This window comes from Pseudomonas sp. MSSRFD41, assembly GCF_014230245.1.
Taxonomy (GTDB): domain Bacteria; phylum Pseudomonadota; class Gammaproteobacteria; order Pseudomonadales; family Pseudomonadaceae; genus Aquipseudomonas; species Aquipseudomonas piscis.
In genome coordinates, this window is the sequence record NZ_JACKZK010000034.1 from 18,638 (window position 1) to 33,357 (window position 14,720).

Here is a 14,720-nt window from a genome sequence, read left to right on the forward strand (position 1 = left end):
CTCGCTCCTATGGGTGTACGGGGTTAGCGCTCGATGGCCAGGTCGTTGACGTTGCCCTTGGTCGGTCGGTTTCTACAGGCCCATGCGTCGCCTGGCGCGATGGGCCGAGCTGTCGCGTACCGCCCAGCGCAGCAGCGGCGCGCTGCGCCTGATGCTGGCGCGGATCAGTTGGCGTTGCAGCGGGCTCTGCTCGACCCCCAGCAGCTCGCCGGCCCAGTCCGGCAGCAGGTCGATCCCGGCTTGCATCATCAATGAACCCAAGGGCTTGGCCAGGCGGCTGGGGGCTGGCGCGGCCCGCAGCAGGCGCAAGACTTCGCGGCTGCGCTGGTCGCACAACAATTGCGGGCGCATGGCTTGCAGGTAATCGGCCACAGCCTGTCGTGAACGGGGTACATCCCGGGCGCCCAGGCGCTCGGCCACCAAGGCGATTTCATCGTAGTAGCGATCCTGGTCGGCACCTGGCAAGCGCGGATTGAAGTAGCGCAGGTGGGCCGCCAGGAAACTGCTGACCTCAGCTACGTGGACCCAGGTCAGCAGGTCTGGATCGCTGGCCGCGTAGGGCCGGCCATCGGGGGCGGTGCCGGTGATGTGCAGGTGGATGCCACGGACTTTCTCGATCAGCCATTGGGCGTCCTGGCGCGAGCCGAAGGTGGTCCCGGAAATGAACTGCCCGGTGCGGCGCAGGCGGCCGATCAGGTCCTGGCGAAAGTTGGAGTGGTCCCACACCCCGGCCAGCGCCAGGGGATGCAGGGCTTGCAGCAACAGGGCGCTGATGCCGCCGATCAGCATGCTGCTGAAGTCGGCATGCACTTGCCAGCAAACGGCCCCTGGACCGAATAGACCGGGATCGCCCTTGGGGTTTTCCAGGTCGAGCTGGCCCAGGGACAGGCCGGTGAGGCTCATGACCTGGCTTTCGATACGGCTGCGGATGAACTCCATGACGGCTCGCTACGATAGGGAAACAATGGCGCGGCCCAGGCCGCGTCGCTTTCAGCGGTTCAAGCGTTGGTCGATCAGGCCCTGCACCACGCCAGGGTCGGCCAGGGTCGAGGTATCGCCCAGGCTGTCCAGCTCGTTGCAGGCTATCTTGCGCAGGATACGCCGCATGATCTTGCCCGAGCGAGTCTTGGGCAGGACCGGTGCCCACTGGATCAGCTCCGGCTTGGCGAAGCTGCCGATCTCGCGGCTGACCAGGGCCAGGAGTTCCTGCTTGAGGGCAGCGTCGGGCTCTATCCCCTGCATCGGCGTGACGAAGGCATAGATGCCCTGGCCCTTGAGGTCATGGGGGTAACCCACCACGGCGGCTTCGGCGATGCTGTCGTGGAGCACCAGGGCGCTCTCCACCTCCGCGGTACCGATGCGGTGTCCGGAGACGTTGATCACGTCATCGATGCGCCCGGTGATCCAGTAGCTGCCGTCTTCATCGCGTCGGGCGCCGTCACCGGTGAAGTAGTAGCCCGGGTAAGGCGCGAAGTAGGTCTCGACCATGCGCTGCGGATCGCCATAGACGGTACGGATCTGCCCGGGCCAACTGCCCTTGAGCACCAGGATGCCGCTGCCGGCGCCCTGGATCTCCTGGCCCTGGTCATCCAGTAACACCGGTTGCACGCCGAACATCGGCGTCATGGCGCAACCGGGCTTGATCTGTCGGGTGCTGGCCAGCGGGCTGAGCATGATGCCGCCGGTCTCGGTCTGCCACCAGGTATCGATGATGGGGCAGCGCTGTTCGCCCACCTCGTTGAAATACCATTCCCAGGCCTGCGGATTGATCGGCTCACCGACGCTGCCGAGCAGGCGCAGGCTGGCGCGCGAACTGTTGCGCAACGGTCCGGCACCTTCGCGCATCAATGCACGCAAGGCGGTGGGCGCGGTGTAGAAGATGTTCACCCGATGCTTGTCCACCACTTCCCAGAAGCGCGAAGTGCTGGGGTGGTTGGGGACTCCTTCGAAGATCAGCGTGGTGGCGCCGTTGGCCAGCGGGCCGTAGAGGATGTAGCTGTGGCCGGTGACCCAGCCGACATCGGCGGTGCACCAGAAAACCTCGCCGTCGCGGTAGTCCATGACGTACTTGAAGGTCATGGCCACGTGCAGCAGGTAGCCGCCGGTGGTATGCAGCACGCCCTTGGGTTTGCCGGTGCTGCCTGAGGTGTAGAGGATGAACAGCGGATCCTCGGCGTCCATCGGCTCGGGCGCGCACTGGTCGCTGCTGGCGGCCATGGCCTGTTCATAGTGAATGTCGCGGCCGTCGACCCAGTTCACCGCGGCGCCGGTGCGCTGCACCATGATCACGTTGCTGACATCCGGGCAGTTGAGCAACGCCTTGTCGACATTGTTTTTCAGTGGCACCCGCTTGCCGCCGCGCAGGCCTTCGTCGGCGGTGATCAGGGTGTGGCAATCGGCATTGAGGATCCGGTCGCGCAGCGCCTCCGGGGAGAAGCCGGCGAACACCACCGAATGCACGGCACCGATGCGCGTGCAGGCGAGCATGGCGTAGACGGCCTCGGGGATCATCGGCATGTAGATGCACACCCGGTCGCCTTTCTTCACGCCACGGCTCTTGAGCAGGTTGGCCAGGCGGCAGACTTGTTGGTGCAAGGTGCGATAGGTGATGCGCAGGGACTCGGCGGGATCGTCGCCTTCCCAGATGATCGCGGTCTGGTCACCGCGTGTTTCCAGGTGGCGGTCGATGCAGTTGTAGCTGACATTGAGCTGGCCGCCGCCAAACCAGCTGGCCTGGCCGGTGCGGCTGTCATGGCGACGCACCTCGGCCCAGGGGTGGCTCCAGTGCAAAAAACGCTTGGCTTGCCCGGCCCAGAACAGTTCTGGCTGCTCGATGGACTGGCGATAGAGATGGAGGTAGTCGTCCTGGCTCAGTTGGGCTGCCTGGCGGACGGCATCGGCTTTCGGAAAAATGCTGATATCGAACATGACGGCTCCTTGTGCTTGTTTGGCGACAAGACTCAAGGGTGCGCGCATGTGAGGGCAAGGTTCAAGGGCCAGGGCCCGAACGGGAGCCGGCGAGCGGGAGCCGGCGAGCCGGCCCCCGCGGATGCAGGCGATCAGCCGCGATGACGACCGCGGAAGTAATTGATCAGCCCCTGGGTCGAGGCATCCTCGGCGCTGGTTTCGTCACTGCCCACCAGGCGGCCGTAGACGCCCTTGCCCAGCTCCTTGCCCAGCTCCACGCCCCATTGGTCGAAGGCGTTGATGCCCCAGATCACGCTTTGCACGAACACCTTGTGCTCGTACAGTGCCACCAGCGCGCCAAGACGCCGTGGGCTGATGCGCTCGACCACCAGGGTGTTGCTCGGCCGGTTGCCTGGGATCACCTTGTGCGGTGCGAGCCGTTGCACCTCGGCTTCGTTCAGGCCCTTGCTGCGCAGTTCGCTCTCGGCTTCGGCGCGGGTCTTGCCGAGCATCAGCGCCTGGCTCTGGGACAGGCAGTTGGCGTACAGCCACTGGTGGTGGTCGGCCACCGGGTTGAAGCTGACGATCGGCACGATGAAGTCGGCCGGGATCAGCTGGGTGCCCTGGTGCAGCAACTGGTGGTAGGCGTGCTGGCCGTTGCAGCCCACGCCGCCCCAGATCACCGGGCCGGTATCGGTGCCCACAGGGGTGCCGTCCTGGCGCACGCTCTTGCCGTTGGATTCCATATCCAGCTGCTGCAGGTGCTTGGTGATGTTGCGCAGGTAGTGGTCGTACGGCAGGATCGCGTGGCTCTGCGCGCCCCAGAAGTTGCCGTACCACACGCCCAGCAGCGCCAGCAGCACCGGCATGTTCTGCTCGAACGGAGCGCTCTGGAAGTGCTGGTCCATGGTGTAGGCGCCGGACAGCAGTTCCTTGAAGTTGGACATGCCGATGGCCAGGGCGATCGGCAGGCCGATGGCGGACCACAGCGAGTAGCGCCCGCCGACCCAGTCCCACATCGGGAAGATGTTCTCTTCGCGGATACCGAAGGCCACGGCGGCGGCGTTGTTGCTCGACACCGCGATGAAGTGGCGGTGCAGTTCGGCCTCGGAGCCGCCCTGGGCCAGGTACCAGGCGCGTGCGGCCTGGGCGTTCTTCAGGGTCTCGAGGGTATTGAAGGATTTCGACGAGACGATGAACAGCGTGGTTTCTGCACGGATCTTCGCCGAAAGCTCATGGAATTCGCTGCCGTCGATATTGGCCAGGTAGTGGCAGCGCACGCCTTTGTGGGTGTACGACAGCAGGGCTTCGGAGACCAGTTCCGGGCCTAGGAAGGAGCCGCCGATACCGATGTTCACCACGTCGGTGATGGGCTTCTCGGTATAGCCGCGCCACAGGCCGTCGTGGATGCGGCCCACCAGTTCGGTGATCTGGTTCAGCACCTTGTGCACTTCCGGCATGACGTTCACGCCATTGACCGACAGCTTGTCGCCTACCGGGCGGCGCAGGGCGGTGTGCAGGGCCGGACGGCCTTCGGAAGCGTTGACCAGTTCGCCGGTCATCATCGACTTGATCGCGTCGGCCAGCCCGACTTCCTTGGCCAGGTTGACCAGCAGGTCGCGAGTCTGACCAGTGATCAGGTTCTTGGAATAGTCGAGAAACAGCCCGCAGCTGCTCAGGGTGAACTGGCTGAAGCGCTGAGGGTCGGCATTGAACGCCTCGCGCATGCTGAAATCCTGCATGGCTTGGCGGTGTTCTTTCAACGCTTGCCAGGCGGGCAGAGCGGTAACGTCGTGAGGAGTGCGGTAGTACGCCATCGCTGCGGTTTTCCTTTTGCTTGAACTGCCTTTTGGACACTGAAAAGCCCGGAACGTCCATTCTGGATTCACGGACTTGGTGCGTTCGGCCCTGTGCTGATTCGATTAATCACCCGGGGCGACAACAGTAACTCCAGCCTGGGCTCCTGTCTCGGCCTTCTGCGACTTGCGGTCGGTACTATTTTGCACCGACCGCGCGGCATGGGCTTGCGGTGTGAAGAAACTAAGGGGTCAGGCGACCTGAACCGGAATCGCGTGGCTGGTGTGGCTCAGCTCGTTGCCGGGGGCCATGTACAGCATGCGGGGCTTGAAGTTGAGCAATTCGGCTTCGCTGTAGTGGGCGTAGGCGCAGATGATCACCCGATCGCCGACCTTGGCCTTGTGTGCGGCCGCGCCGTTCACCGAGATCATGCGCGAACCGGATTCGCCGCGGATGGCGTAGGTGGTGAAGCGCTCGCCATTGTCGACGTTGTAGATCTGGATCTGCTCGTACTCGCGAATGCCGGAGAGGTCCAGCCAGTCGCCGTCGATGGCGCAAGAGCCTTCGTAATCAAGCACGGCGTGGGTGACTTCTGCGCGATGCAGCTTGGCCTTGAGCATGATGGCGTGCATGGGGGGTTTCCCTTGGTCGGATCCTCGAAAAGGGGCCTGCAGTTTTGGCTGCAGGCCCCGGCGGGCGGCAGTTTGCCCGAAGGTTGGGGTTCGGGCAATCGGCTGATCAGGCCGGCGCGTCGAGGTCCAGGTGCAGGTTGTCGATCAGGCGGGTAGTACCCAGGTAGGCCGCCACCAGGATCACCAGGTCTCGGTCCTCGGCGGTGGCCGGGCGCAGGTTCCGGGCGTGGCGGATTTCCAGGTAATCCTGGCGCAGGCCGGCGGCCTCCAGCAGGCGCTGCTGTTCGGCCAGCAACTGCGGATAGTCGCGCGCGCCACTGCGAATGGACGCGGCGATCTGGCTCAGGCTGCGATACAGCACCGGCGCAATGGCCCGCTGTTCTGCGCTCAGGTAGCCGTTGCGCGAGGACAACGCCAGGCCATCCTCGGCCCGCACCGTGGGTTCGCCGATGATCTGGATCGGCATGTTCAGGTCATGCACCAGGGCGCGGATGACGGCCAGCTGCTGGTAGTCCTTCTGGCCGAACACCGCGAGGTCGGGTTGCACCATGTTGAACAGCTTGCTGACCACCGTGGCTACCCCTTCGAAGTGCCCGGGGCGGCTGCCGCCGCACAGGCCTTCGGACAACTGGGGGACGCTGACCCGGGTCTGTCCGGCCATGCCGTCGGGGTACATTTCCTCGACACTGGGCGCGAACAGCAGGTGGCAGCCGGCCTGGAGCAGTTTTTCCTGGTCGGCGGCGAGGGTGCGGGGATATTTGTCCAGGTCTTCGCCGGCGCCGAACTGCAGCGGGTTGACGAAGATGCTCGCGACCACGAAGTCCACTCGCTGGGCGGCCTTGGCTACCAGTGCAGCGTGCCCGCTGTGCAGGTTACCCATGGTCGGCACGAAGCCGATACGCTTGCCTTCGCTGCGAGCGCGAGCAACCGCGGCGCGCAATTCACGCACGGTCTTGACAGTATTCATGCGCAGAACCCGTGTTCGACGCCAGGAAAGGTGACGGCCTTGACTTCCTGCACGTAGGCGCTCAGCGCCGCCTGGATGCTGTCCTTGCCGGCCATGAAGTTCTTCACGAACTTGGGGGAGCGTCCGGTGAGGGACAGGCCCAGCATGTCGTGGAGCACCAGCACCTGGCCATCGGTGGCGCTGCCGGCGCCGATGCCGATCACCGGGATCTTCACCGCCTGGGTGATTTCCGCCGCCAGCTCGCTGGGCACGCATTCGAGCAGCAGCATGGCCGCACCGGCCTGCTCCAGGGCGATGGCATCGGCACGCATCTGCCGGGCCTGGCTCTCGTTGCGTCCCTGGACCTTGTAGCCGCCCAGGACGTTCACGGTCTGTGGGGTCAGCCCCATGTGCACGCAGACCGGCACGCCGCGCTCGTTCAGCAGGCGTACCGGCTCGGCCAGCCAGGCCGCGCCTTCGATCTTGACCATATGCGCACCGGCCTGCATCAGTTGCGCCGAACTGCTCAGGGCCTGTTCAGTGGTGGCGTAGGACATGAAAGGCAGGTCGGCGAGGATCAGGGCCCCGCTGTTGCCGCGTTTCACCGCTGCGACATGGTAGGCCATGTCGTCGATGGTGACTGGCAATGTGCTGTCGTGCCCTTGCAAGACCATGCCCAGGGAATCGCCGACCAACAGGACTTCGATGCCGGCTTCGTTGCAGGTGTGGGCGAAGGTGGCGTCATAGCAGGTCAGCATGGTGATTTTCTCACCTTTCTGCTTGAGGCTTTGCAGGGTGGTCAGGGTGATGTCTGGCATGAAAGGGGTCCTCATTCAGGCGCTTTGGAAACTACTGCGAGTAACGCGCGTGATTCTTCGTTGTTCAGGCGCACGGTCTTTTGTCGTGCTTATACAGCCTGCTTCCAAGCGATTTGAACGATCCCGGAGACGCCCCCTCGGGCGTCTTGTACAGCTTGCCATGGTTGAAAGAACTCGCGTGCCGGCGGGTATTCCGCCCTTGCATCACTGCCTCTGCCTGGCGTTTCCCGGGTTCGCCGCGAACAAGCTTCACTTGAATTGCGCCCTTTAACGCCGTGATGGCGGCAACGGGACGCCTATAGTCGTGAGGAGAACTCTGGAAGTCAATTAGATGTGTTACCGCATTGTTACGGCGGTAGTGTTACCGCCGTTACTGATGCGTTTCAGCTGTCAGGCCTGGCGTTCCAGGCCGACAAATGGGCAGGCGGCGAGCAGTTCCCGCAGGCTGCGGCCATCGGCCAACTGCAGGTCGGCCGGAGCCAGCTCCGCCAGGGGATAGAGGACGAAGGGGCGGGCCTGCATATGATAGTGCGGGACTTTGAGGCGGGGTTCGTCGATCAGTCGCTCGCCAAACAGCAGGATGTCCAGGTCCAGGGTCCTTGGTCCCCAGCGTTCGTGGCGCTCCCGGCCTTGCTGTTGCTCGATGGCTTGCAGCGCATCGAGCAATTGCAGCGGCTCGAGGGTGCTGTCCAGCGCCGCCACGGCGTTGGTGAAGCGCGGTTGGCCGGGCAGCAGCGAATCGCTCTGGTAGAACGCCGAGACACCATGCAGAAGGCTTTCGGGGATTTTCCCCAGGGCCTCGATGGCGCTGCGCAGTTGCTCCTCGGGATCGGCCAGGTTGCTGCCCAGGCCGATATAGATGCGCTCCATCGGTTATTCGCCCGACGCGCCGGCACTGCCGGCCCGCTTGCGCTTGGCACCACCGCTGCGCCGGCGTTTGCGTGGCGCGCCACTGGCATCGTCCTTGCCGCTGAGGTCACGGATCATGTCGCGACGTTCGGCATCATTGGCGTCCTGGTAGTCGGTCCACCATTCACCGAGGCCGTCGGTTTGTTCGCCGGCGCTTTCGCGTAGCAGCAGGAAGTCGTAGCCGGCGCGAAAGCGTGGGTTGTCCAGCAACTGGTCGGCCCGCTTGCCACTGCGGCGCGGCAGGCGCTCCTGCATGTCCCAGATCTCGCGGATCGGCATGGTGAAACGCTTGGGGATGGCGATGCGCTGGCACTGTTCGGCGATCAGTTCGTGGGCGGCCTCCTGCATGGCCGGGATCGGCGGCATGCCGCGCTCCTGCAGGTGCAGGACCCGGGCCGGCAGGGCTGGCCAGAGCAGGGCCGCGAACAGGAAGGCCGGGGTCACCGGTTTGTTCTGCTTGATCCGCAGATCGGTATTGGCCAGTGCCTCGCTGATCAGCGTATGGGTGTAGGTCGGGTTGTATTCCAGGGCTTCGGCGCTGGCCGGGAACAGCGGATCGAACAGTTGCAGGTCCACCAGCATCTCGAAGGTGTCGGCGGCATGGCCGGAGAGGAACAGCTTGAGCACTTCCTCGAACAGGCGTGCCGAGGGGATTTCCCGCAGCATCGGCGCCAGTTCGCGGATCGGCGCGGCGGTGTGCTTCTCGATCCCGAAGTTCAGCTTGGCGGCGAAACGCACCGCTCGCAGCATGCGCACCGGATCTTCCTGGTAGCGCTTGCGCGGATCGCCGATCAGGCGCACCAGGTTGTTGCGAATGTCGTGGACGCCATTGGCATAGTCGAGGATGCGTTCGCTGACCGGGTCGTAGTACAGGGCATTGATGGTGAAGTCGCGGCGTTGCGCGTCATCCTCCAGGGTGCCGTAGACGTTGTCCCGCAGGATTCGCCCGCTTTCGTTGCGCGAGGATTGGTTGCTGTCCTCTTCGTCTTCGTTCTGCGGGTGATTGGCGCGGAAGGTCGCCACCTCGATGATTTCGCGGCCGAAGTGGATGTGCACCAGCTTGAACCGCCGGCCAATGATCCGCGCATTGCGGAACTCGGCCCGGACCTGTTCCGGCGTGGCGCTGGTGGCGACGTCGAAATCCTTGGGAGAGATGTTGAGCAGCATGTCGCGCACGCAGCCACCCACCAGGTAGGCCTGGTAGCCGGCGTTCTGCAGGCGTTCGACGATATTGACCGCATACCGGCTGAACTGGGCGCGCTGCAGCGAATGCTGGCTGCTGTTGAGCACTTCAGGGGTGCTGCGTTTATGTTGCGTACGACGCAAGGGAGAACGGAATGACTGGAACAGCTTCTTCAGCATGGGATGCACTGTTTGAAGGAATGTTCGGCCAAAACGAAGAATGACCGCATGATGGGCGGGGATTCTAGCATTTAGTCGAAGGATGGTGTAGGAAGCTGCCGCGACTTATGCACAGGACATCCCATCAGGATGAGTAGTAGGGATGGAAGTGAAGCGATGGCTGAACGCCAGGAACCACAAGGGGAGCCGAAGCTCCCCCAGAATAGTTGCGTGCTCTATTTTTATTATTGGTTTCGGGCTTCTTGTTTTTGTTTAACGCCCTTGTCACCTGGTTTGCCCAGCGTGACCCTCCCAATCGGGAGCCAAGAGCAAACGGATTGCTTTGATCGCTGAGTTGCAATGATCTTTCGATCCAACCAGTTCAGGCTCTGCTTTAGGGCAGTTTTTGTTGTTCTCAGCCTGGTTGTGGGGCAAGCCCCCAATACAACGCCTCTTCAAAAGAATCAGTTAGCTGCGCCTCCGCCGTGTTGTTTTTGTTATGCGTGAGTCGATTCGTCTTATTTTTATTGTCTTGTGCATTGCTTGTTATTGTTCTTGTACCAAACATATAGCAGGTGCCGTGCCAACTTTTGCAAAGCCCACTAAAACAAGGGGTTAGGCGGGATATACGGCTTTTCTCAAGGCAAAAAAAACCGGGGCTTCGTTACCTTTAGCCCCGGCTTCTGTTACGTCCACTTACAGGGGTAACAGTTTTTTTCACAAACCCGTTGTTACCCCACCAGGCCGCCACACGTGTCAGTTTTCGCTGGTCACCCCGCTCTTGCGCCGGGGGATGCCCAGGCGCTGGCGGCGTTCCCACAGGCATTTGCGGCTAACGCCCAGCTTGCGCGCCAGCTCGGTCTCGGTCATGTGGTCCTGGTGCTCGAGGACGAAGTGCTGGAAGTAGTCTTCCAGGGAGAGGTCTTCGGTGGGCTCATGGCTGGTTGGCGCCGATTGCGGTGCCAGGCTGTCGAAGTCCTCGTCTTCCAGGTCGCTCAGCTCGATGTCGATGCCCAGCAGGTCCGCGGAGATTTCCGGGCTTTCGCACAGGATCACCGCGCGCTCGACGGCGTTCTCCAGCTCACGCACGTTACCGGGCCAGGAATAATGGCGGATCGCTTGTTCGGCATCGGCGGCGAACTTCAGGTCCGTGCGGCCGATACGCGCACTCTGGCGGGCGAGGAAGGCGTTGGCGATCTCGTTGACGTCGGCGCCGCGCTCACGCAAGGCCGGCAGCTTCAATGCGATCACATGCAGGCGGTAATACAAGTCTTCACGGAACTGGCCGATCTTCGACAGGCTCTTGAGGTCGCGGTGGGTCGCGGCGATCAGGCGGACGTCGACTTTCTGCGACTGTACCGAACCCACGCGGCGGATCTCGCCTTCCTGCAAGACCCGCAGCAAGCGCGCCTGGGCTTCCAGCGGCAGCTCGCCAATTTCGTCGAGGAACAGCGTGCCGCCGTCGGCCGCCTCAACCAGGCCGGCACGTCCGGCACTGGCGCCGGTGAATGCGCCTTTTTCATGGCCGAACAGTTCGGATTCGATCAGGGTTTCCGGAATGGCCGCACAGTTCACCGAAATCATCGGTGCCTTGGCCCGCTTGGACAGGTTGTGCAGCGCCCGCGCCACCAGTTCCTTGCCGGTTCCGGACTCGCCCTGGATCAAGACATTGGAATCGGTGGGCGCGACCTTGCGGATCTTGCCGTACAGGTCCTGCATGGGCGCGCAGGAGCCGATGATGCCGATCTCGCCGTTGCCGGCCGCGCTCTTGTCGGGACTGGCGGCCTTGCCGGCTGGTCGCTCGGCCGGCGCCTGGTCGGCGCTCTGCCGATCACGCAGGATACGCGCTACGGCCTGGAGCATCTCGTCGTGGTCGAATGGCTTGGCGATGTAGTCCACCGCGCCCATTTTCATCGAGTCCACGGCCGAGCGCAGGCTGGCGTAGCTGGTCATGATCAGCACCGGCTTGCCCTGGCCAAGCTTGATCAGCTCGGTGCCCGGGGCGCCTGGCAGGCGCAGGTCGCTGACGATCAGGTCGAACGTGGGAATACTGAAGCGTTCCTGTGCTTCCTGCACCGAACCGGCTTCGCTGACCTGATACTGGTTGCGTTCCAGCAGGCGTCGCAAGGCGGAGCGGATGATGGTTTCGTCTTCGACGATCAGAATATGCGGCATTGATTCAATTCTCTCGACGGTCTCAGTTCACAGCGGACGTCGCTTCGACATGGCGCGGTAAGGTCACTCGAATACGGGTGCCGCGCTGGCTCTGTGGATCGGCCGGGCTGTCGATGGTGATTTGTCCATAATGCTCTTCAACGATGGAATAGACCAGTGCAAGGCCCAGACCGGTGCCTTCCCCTGGGTCCTTGGTGGTGAAAAACGGTTCGAACAATCGGTCCATGATGTTCTTGGGAATGCCGCTGCCTTCGTCTTCCACGATCAGGTCGACCGTATGCTCGAAAGCCTCGCTCTTGACGCGTACCGCGCTCCCGGCAGGGGAGGCGTCGCGAGCGTTGGACAGCAGGTTGATCAGTACCTGGGCCAGGCGTTGGGGATCGCCATCCACCCAGTGGTCGGGATCGCATAAATTGAAGAACTGCACCTCGAAATTTCGCCGGTTCAGTGCCAGCAGGCCGATGGCGTCCTGGGCCACTTCGGCCAGGCATACGGCTTCGTCGTTGTGCTGGTGGCTGCCGGCATGGGCGAAACTCATCAGCGACTGGACAATGCGCGAGATGCGCTTGGTCTGCTCCAGAATCTGCTCGCTGATCTCGGTCAGTTCGCCATCTTCCTCGCGTTCCTCGCGCAGGTTCTGCGCCAGGCAGGCGATACCGGTGACCGGGTTGCCGATTTCATGGGCGACCCCGGCGGCCAGGCGGCCGATACTGGCCAGGCGCTCGGAGTGCACCAACTTGTCTTCCAGGGTCTGGGTCTCGGTCAGGTCCTCCACCAGCAGCACCAGGCCGCTGTTGCCCGGCGCCAAGGGCTCGTCGATGGCCGCCTTGTGCAGGTTCAGCCAGCGAGTCTGGCCGTCCAGGGCCAGATGCTGCTTGTGCAAGTGCTCGTCGGGCAGGTCGATGAAGCCCTGGAGCAGGTCCCTCCACGGGTTGGCGATGGTACCCAGGCGCGACCCCACTACGTGCTGGGCGGGAATCCCGGTGAGTTCCTCCATGGCCTTGTTCCACATCAGGATCTCCTGGTCCTTGGCCAGGGAGCAGACGCCCATCGGCAGCTCTTGCAGGGTCTGCCGGTGGTAGCGACGCAGGGCGTCGAGCTCGGCGGCCAGGCCGGTGAGGCGCGAGTGGTAGTCCTCGAGCCGGCTTTCGATGAAGTGGATGTCCTCGGTCACGTAGTTCTCGCCGCCGGCCTTGTAGGGCAGGAAGGTCTCCACCATATCCTGGGCCACGCTAGGGCCCATCAGCCCGGACAGGTTGGCCTCGATGCGGTCCCGCAGGCGTCGCAGCGCATAGGGGCGGCGTTCGTCGAAGGGCAGGTAGAGGTCGCGCAGGGCCTGTTCCACTTCCTTCTGCGCGGCCTTGGCCCCCAGTGGCTTGGCCAGCTGGGTGGCGAATTCCTGGGGCGAGGCCGCATGCAGCTCCCGGCGCTGCGGCCGGCGTACGTTGTCCACCGCGCAAGCTTCGGCGGCACTGGCCTCCTCTGAGCTGGCGTTGGTGAATAGCGAGATCAAGGTGAACATCAGGACGTTGGCTGCCAGCGAAGCGATGGCCGCCATGTGCCAACTGGTGTCGTCGAGGACGTAGATCATGTTCAGCAGGGGAATGTAGAAGCCCTGCAGGTTGCCCACCAGCGGCAGCAGCATGGTCACCATCCAGACCAGGATGCCCGCCAGCAGGCCGGCGATGAAGCCACGGCGGTTGGCGGTCGGCCAGTACAGGACCGAGAGCACCCCGGGGAGGAACTGCAAGGTGGCGACGAAGGCCACGATCCCCAGGTTGGCCAGGTCTTGCTCGGCCCCCAGCAGCAGGTAGAAGGCGTAGCCGGCCATGATGATGGCGACGATCAGGGCCCGTCGGGTCCACTTCAGCCAGCGATAGATGTTGCCTTCCGCTGGCGGTTGGTAAAGCGGCAGTACCAAGTGGTTCAGGGCCATCCCCGACAGCGCCAGCGTAGTGACGATGATCAGGCCGCTGGCGGCCGATAGCCCGCCGACATAGGCCATCAGCGCCAGAGCGGGATTGTCGGCGGCGATACCGATGCCCAGGGTGAAGTACTCGGGGTTGGTAGTGGCGCCGAGCTTGAGGCCGGCCCAGAGGATCAATGGCACCGCCAGGCTCATCAACAGCAGGAACAGCGGCAATCCCCAGCTGGCGCTGACCAGCGCCCGGGGGTTGAGGTTCTCGGTGAAGGTCATGTGGTACATGTGCGGCATGACGATCGCCGAGGCGAAGAACACCAGCAGCAACGTGCGCCACGGACCTTCCTGCAATGGCGTGTGCAGGGCGGCGAGGGCCGTCTGGTTCTGCAACAGCCAGAGCTCCAGCTGCTGCGGTCCGTCGAACACCCCATACAGCGCATACAGGCCGACGCCACCGATGGCGATCAGCTTGATCACCGACTCGAAGGCGATGGCGAACACCAGGCCCTCGTGTTTTTCCCGGGTGGCGATGTGCCGCGAGCCGAAGAAGATAGTGAACAGGGTGATCAGCGCACAGAAGCTCAGGGCCACCCGATGCTGTACCGGTTCGTGGGTCAGGATGCCGATGGAGTCGGCCACCGCCTGGATCTGCAGGGCCAGCAGCGGCAGGACCCCGAGCAGCATGAAGATGGTGGTCAGGGCTCCGGCCCAGGTGCTGCGGAAGCGGAAGGCGAACAGGTCGGCCAGTGACGACAGTTGGTAGGTGCGGGTGATCTTCAGGATCGGGTAGAGCAGCACCGGCGCCAACAGGAAGGCCCCGGACACTCCCAGGTAGCTGGAGAGGAAGCCGTAGCCGTACTGGTAGGCCAGGCCCACGGTGCCGTAGAACGCCCAGGCACTGGCATAGACCCCCAGCGACAGGGTGTAGGTCAGCGGGTGGCGGATGATCGAGCGCGGGATCATGCCACGCTCGCTGATCCAGGCCACCCCGAACAGCACCAGCAGGTAGGCGGCGCTGATCAGGATCATCTGGGTCAGGCTAAAGCTCATCGGCATCTTTTTGACTCTGCAGGATGAAGGTCACGACGATCAGAATCAGCCAGAGCAGGTACGGGCGATACCAGGCGCCAGTAGCATCGATCCACCAATCCATGATGGCGGGGGAAAACAGATAGATCCCCACTACCAGGAGCAGGACCAAGCGATAGATGTACATCCCGGCCTCTCTTTATTGTGCGTGCCCGAAAACGTGCGGCGATGGTAACGGATGGGTG

General features: G+C 63.4%; 11 protein-coding genes. All 11 read right to left on the reverse strand.

Annotated features, from left to right (window positions below; genetic code table 11):
• Positions 1-72: 72 nt before the first annotated feature.
• Positions 73-939 carry an oxygenase MpaB family protein gene (locus H7A76_RS29640; protein ID WP_185701797.1) on the reverse strand — a complete coding sequence of 289 codons (867 nt, stop codon included), beginning with the start codon at positions 937-939 and terminating at the stop codon, positions 73-75.
• Between the two features lie 51 nt (positions 940-990).
• The gene (gene acs, locus H7A76_RS29645) at positions 991-2,928 is read right to left on the reverse strand and encodes an acetate--CoA ligase (protein ID WP_185701798.1); all 1,938 of its coding nucleotides are present in this window, start codon (positions 2,926-2,928) and stop codon (positions 991-993) included.
• Positions 2,929-3,059: 131 nt separating this feature from the next.
• Positions 3,060-4,724 carry a glucose-6-phosphate isomerase gene (pgi, locus tag H7A76_RS29650; protein WP_185701799.1) on the reverse strand — a complete coding sequence of 555 codons (1,665 nt, stop codon included), beginning with the start codon at positions 4,722-4,724 and terminating at the stop codon, positions 3,060-3,062.
• A 231-nt stretch (positions 4,725-4,955) separates the two neighbouring features.
• Complete coding sequence (gene panD, locus H7A76_RS29655; RefSeq protein WP_058433573.1) at positions 4,956-5,336, reverse strand: aspartate 1-decarboxylase; 381 nt, start codon at positions 5,334-5,336, stop codon at positions 4,956-4,958.
• Between the two features lie 106 nt (positions 5,337-5,442).
• On the reverse strand, positions 5,443-6,303 hold the full coding sequence (panC, locus tag H7A76_RS29660; RefSeq protein ID WP_185701800.1) for a pantoate--beta-alanine ligase: 861 nt from the start codon (positions 6,301-6,303) through the stop codon (positions 5,443-5,445).
• Positions 6,300-7,100, reverse strand: a complete 801-nt coding sequence (gene panB / locus H7A76_RS29665) for a 3-methyl-2-oxobutanoate hydroxymethyltransferase (RefSeq protein ID WP_185701801.1) — start codon at positions 7,098-7,100, stop codon at positions 6,300-6,302. The genes panC and panB overlap by 4 nt, the downstream gene beginning before the upstream one ends.
• 390 nt (positions 7,101-7,490) lie before the next feature.
• Complete coding sequence (folK, locus tag H7A76_RS29670; RefSeq protein WP_185701802.1) at positions 7,491-7,970, reverse strand: 2-amino-4-hydroxy-6-hydroxymethyldihydropteridine diphosphokinase; 480 nt, start codon at positions 7,968-7,970, stop codon at positions 7,491-7,493.
• A 3-nt stretch (positions 7,971-7,973) separates the two neighbouring features.
• Complete coding sequence (locus H7A76_RS29675) at positions 7,974-9,371, reverse strand: polynucleotide adenylyltransferase PcnB (protein WP_185701803.1); 1,398 nt, start codon at positions 9,369-9,371, stop codon at positions 7,974-7,976.
• A 735-nt stretch (positions 9,372-10,106) separates the two neighbouring features.
• Complete coding sequence (locus tag H7A76_RS29680; protein ID WP_185701804.1) at positions 10,107-11,525, reverse strand: sigma-54 dependent transcriptional regulator; 1,419 nt, start codon at positions 11,523-11,525, stop codon at positions 10,107-10,109.
• Positions 11,526-11,547: 22 nt separating this feature from the next.
• Positions 11,548-14,502, reverse strand: coding sequence for a sensor histidine kinase (locus H7A76_RS29685; protein WP_185701805.1), 2,955 nt, complete (start codon positions 14,500-14,502; stop codon positions 11,548-11,550).
• Positions 14,486-14,662: a hypothetical protein gene (locus H7A76_RS29690; RefSeq protein ID WP_003176118.1), complete on the reverse strand. Its 177-nt coding sequence runs from the start codon at positions 14,660-14,662 to the stop codon at positions 14,486-14,488. Before H7A76_RS29690 ends, H7A76_RS29685 begins: the two co-directional genes overlap by 17 nt.
• Between the last annotated feature and the right edge of the window lie 58 nt (positions 14,663-14,720).

What these genes read in the sequence shown, in the direction of transcription:
- H7A76_RS29675 (WP_185701803.1), bottom strand. Translation starts at nt 9,371, where the DNA reads ATGCTGAAGAAGCTGTTCCAGTCATTCCGTTCTCCCTTGCGTCGTACG.
- panD (WP_058433573.1), bottom strand. Translation starts at nt 5,336, where the DNA reads ATGCACGCCATCATGCTCAAGGCCAAGCTGCATCGCGCAGAAGTCACC.
- pgi (WP_185701799.1), bottom strand. Translation starts at nt 4,724, where the DNA reads ATGGCGTACTACCGCACTCCTCACGACGTTACCGCTCTGCCCGCCTGG.
- H7A76_RS29690 (WP_003176118.1), bottom strand. Translation starts at nt 14,662, where the DNA reads ATGTACATCTATCGCTTGGTCCTGCTCCTGGTAGTGGGGATCTATCTG.
- acs (WP_185701798.1), bottom strand. Translation starts at nt 2,928, where the DNA reads ATGTTCGATATCAGCATTTTTCCGAAAGCCGATGCCGTCCGCCAGGCA.
- panC (WP_185701800.1), bottom strand. Translation starts at nt 6,303, where the DNA reads ATGAATACTGTCAAGACCGTGCGTGAATTGCGCGCCGCGGTTGCTCGC.
- folK (WP_185701802.1), bottom strand. Translation starts at nt 7,970, where the DNA reads ATGGAGCGCATCTATATCGGCCTGGGCAGCAACCTGGCCGATCCCGAG.
- H7A76_RS29680 (WP_185701804.1), bottom strand. Translation starts at nt 11,525, where the DNA reads ATGCCGCATATTCTGATCGTCGAAGACGAAACCATCATCCGCTCCGCC.
- H7A76_RS29640 (WP_185701797.1), bottom strand. Translation starts at nt 939, where the DNA reads ATGGAGTTCATCCGCAGCCGTATCGAAAGCCAGGTCATGAGCCTCACC.
- H7A76_RS29685 (WP_185701805.1), bottom strand. Translation starts at nt 14,502, where the DNA reads ATGCCGATGAGCTTTAGCCTGACCCAGATGATCCTGATCAGCGCCGCC.
- panB (WP_185701801.1), bottom strand. Translation starts at nt 7,100, where the DNA reads ATGCCAGACATCACCCTGACCACCCTGCAAAGCCTCAAGCAGAAAGGT.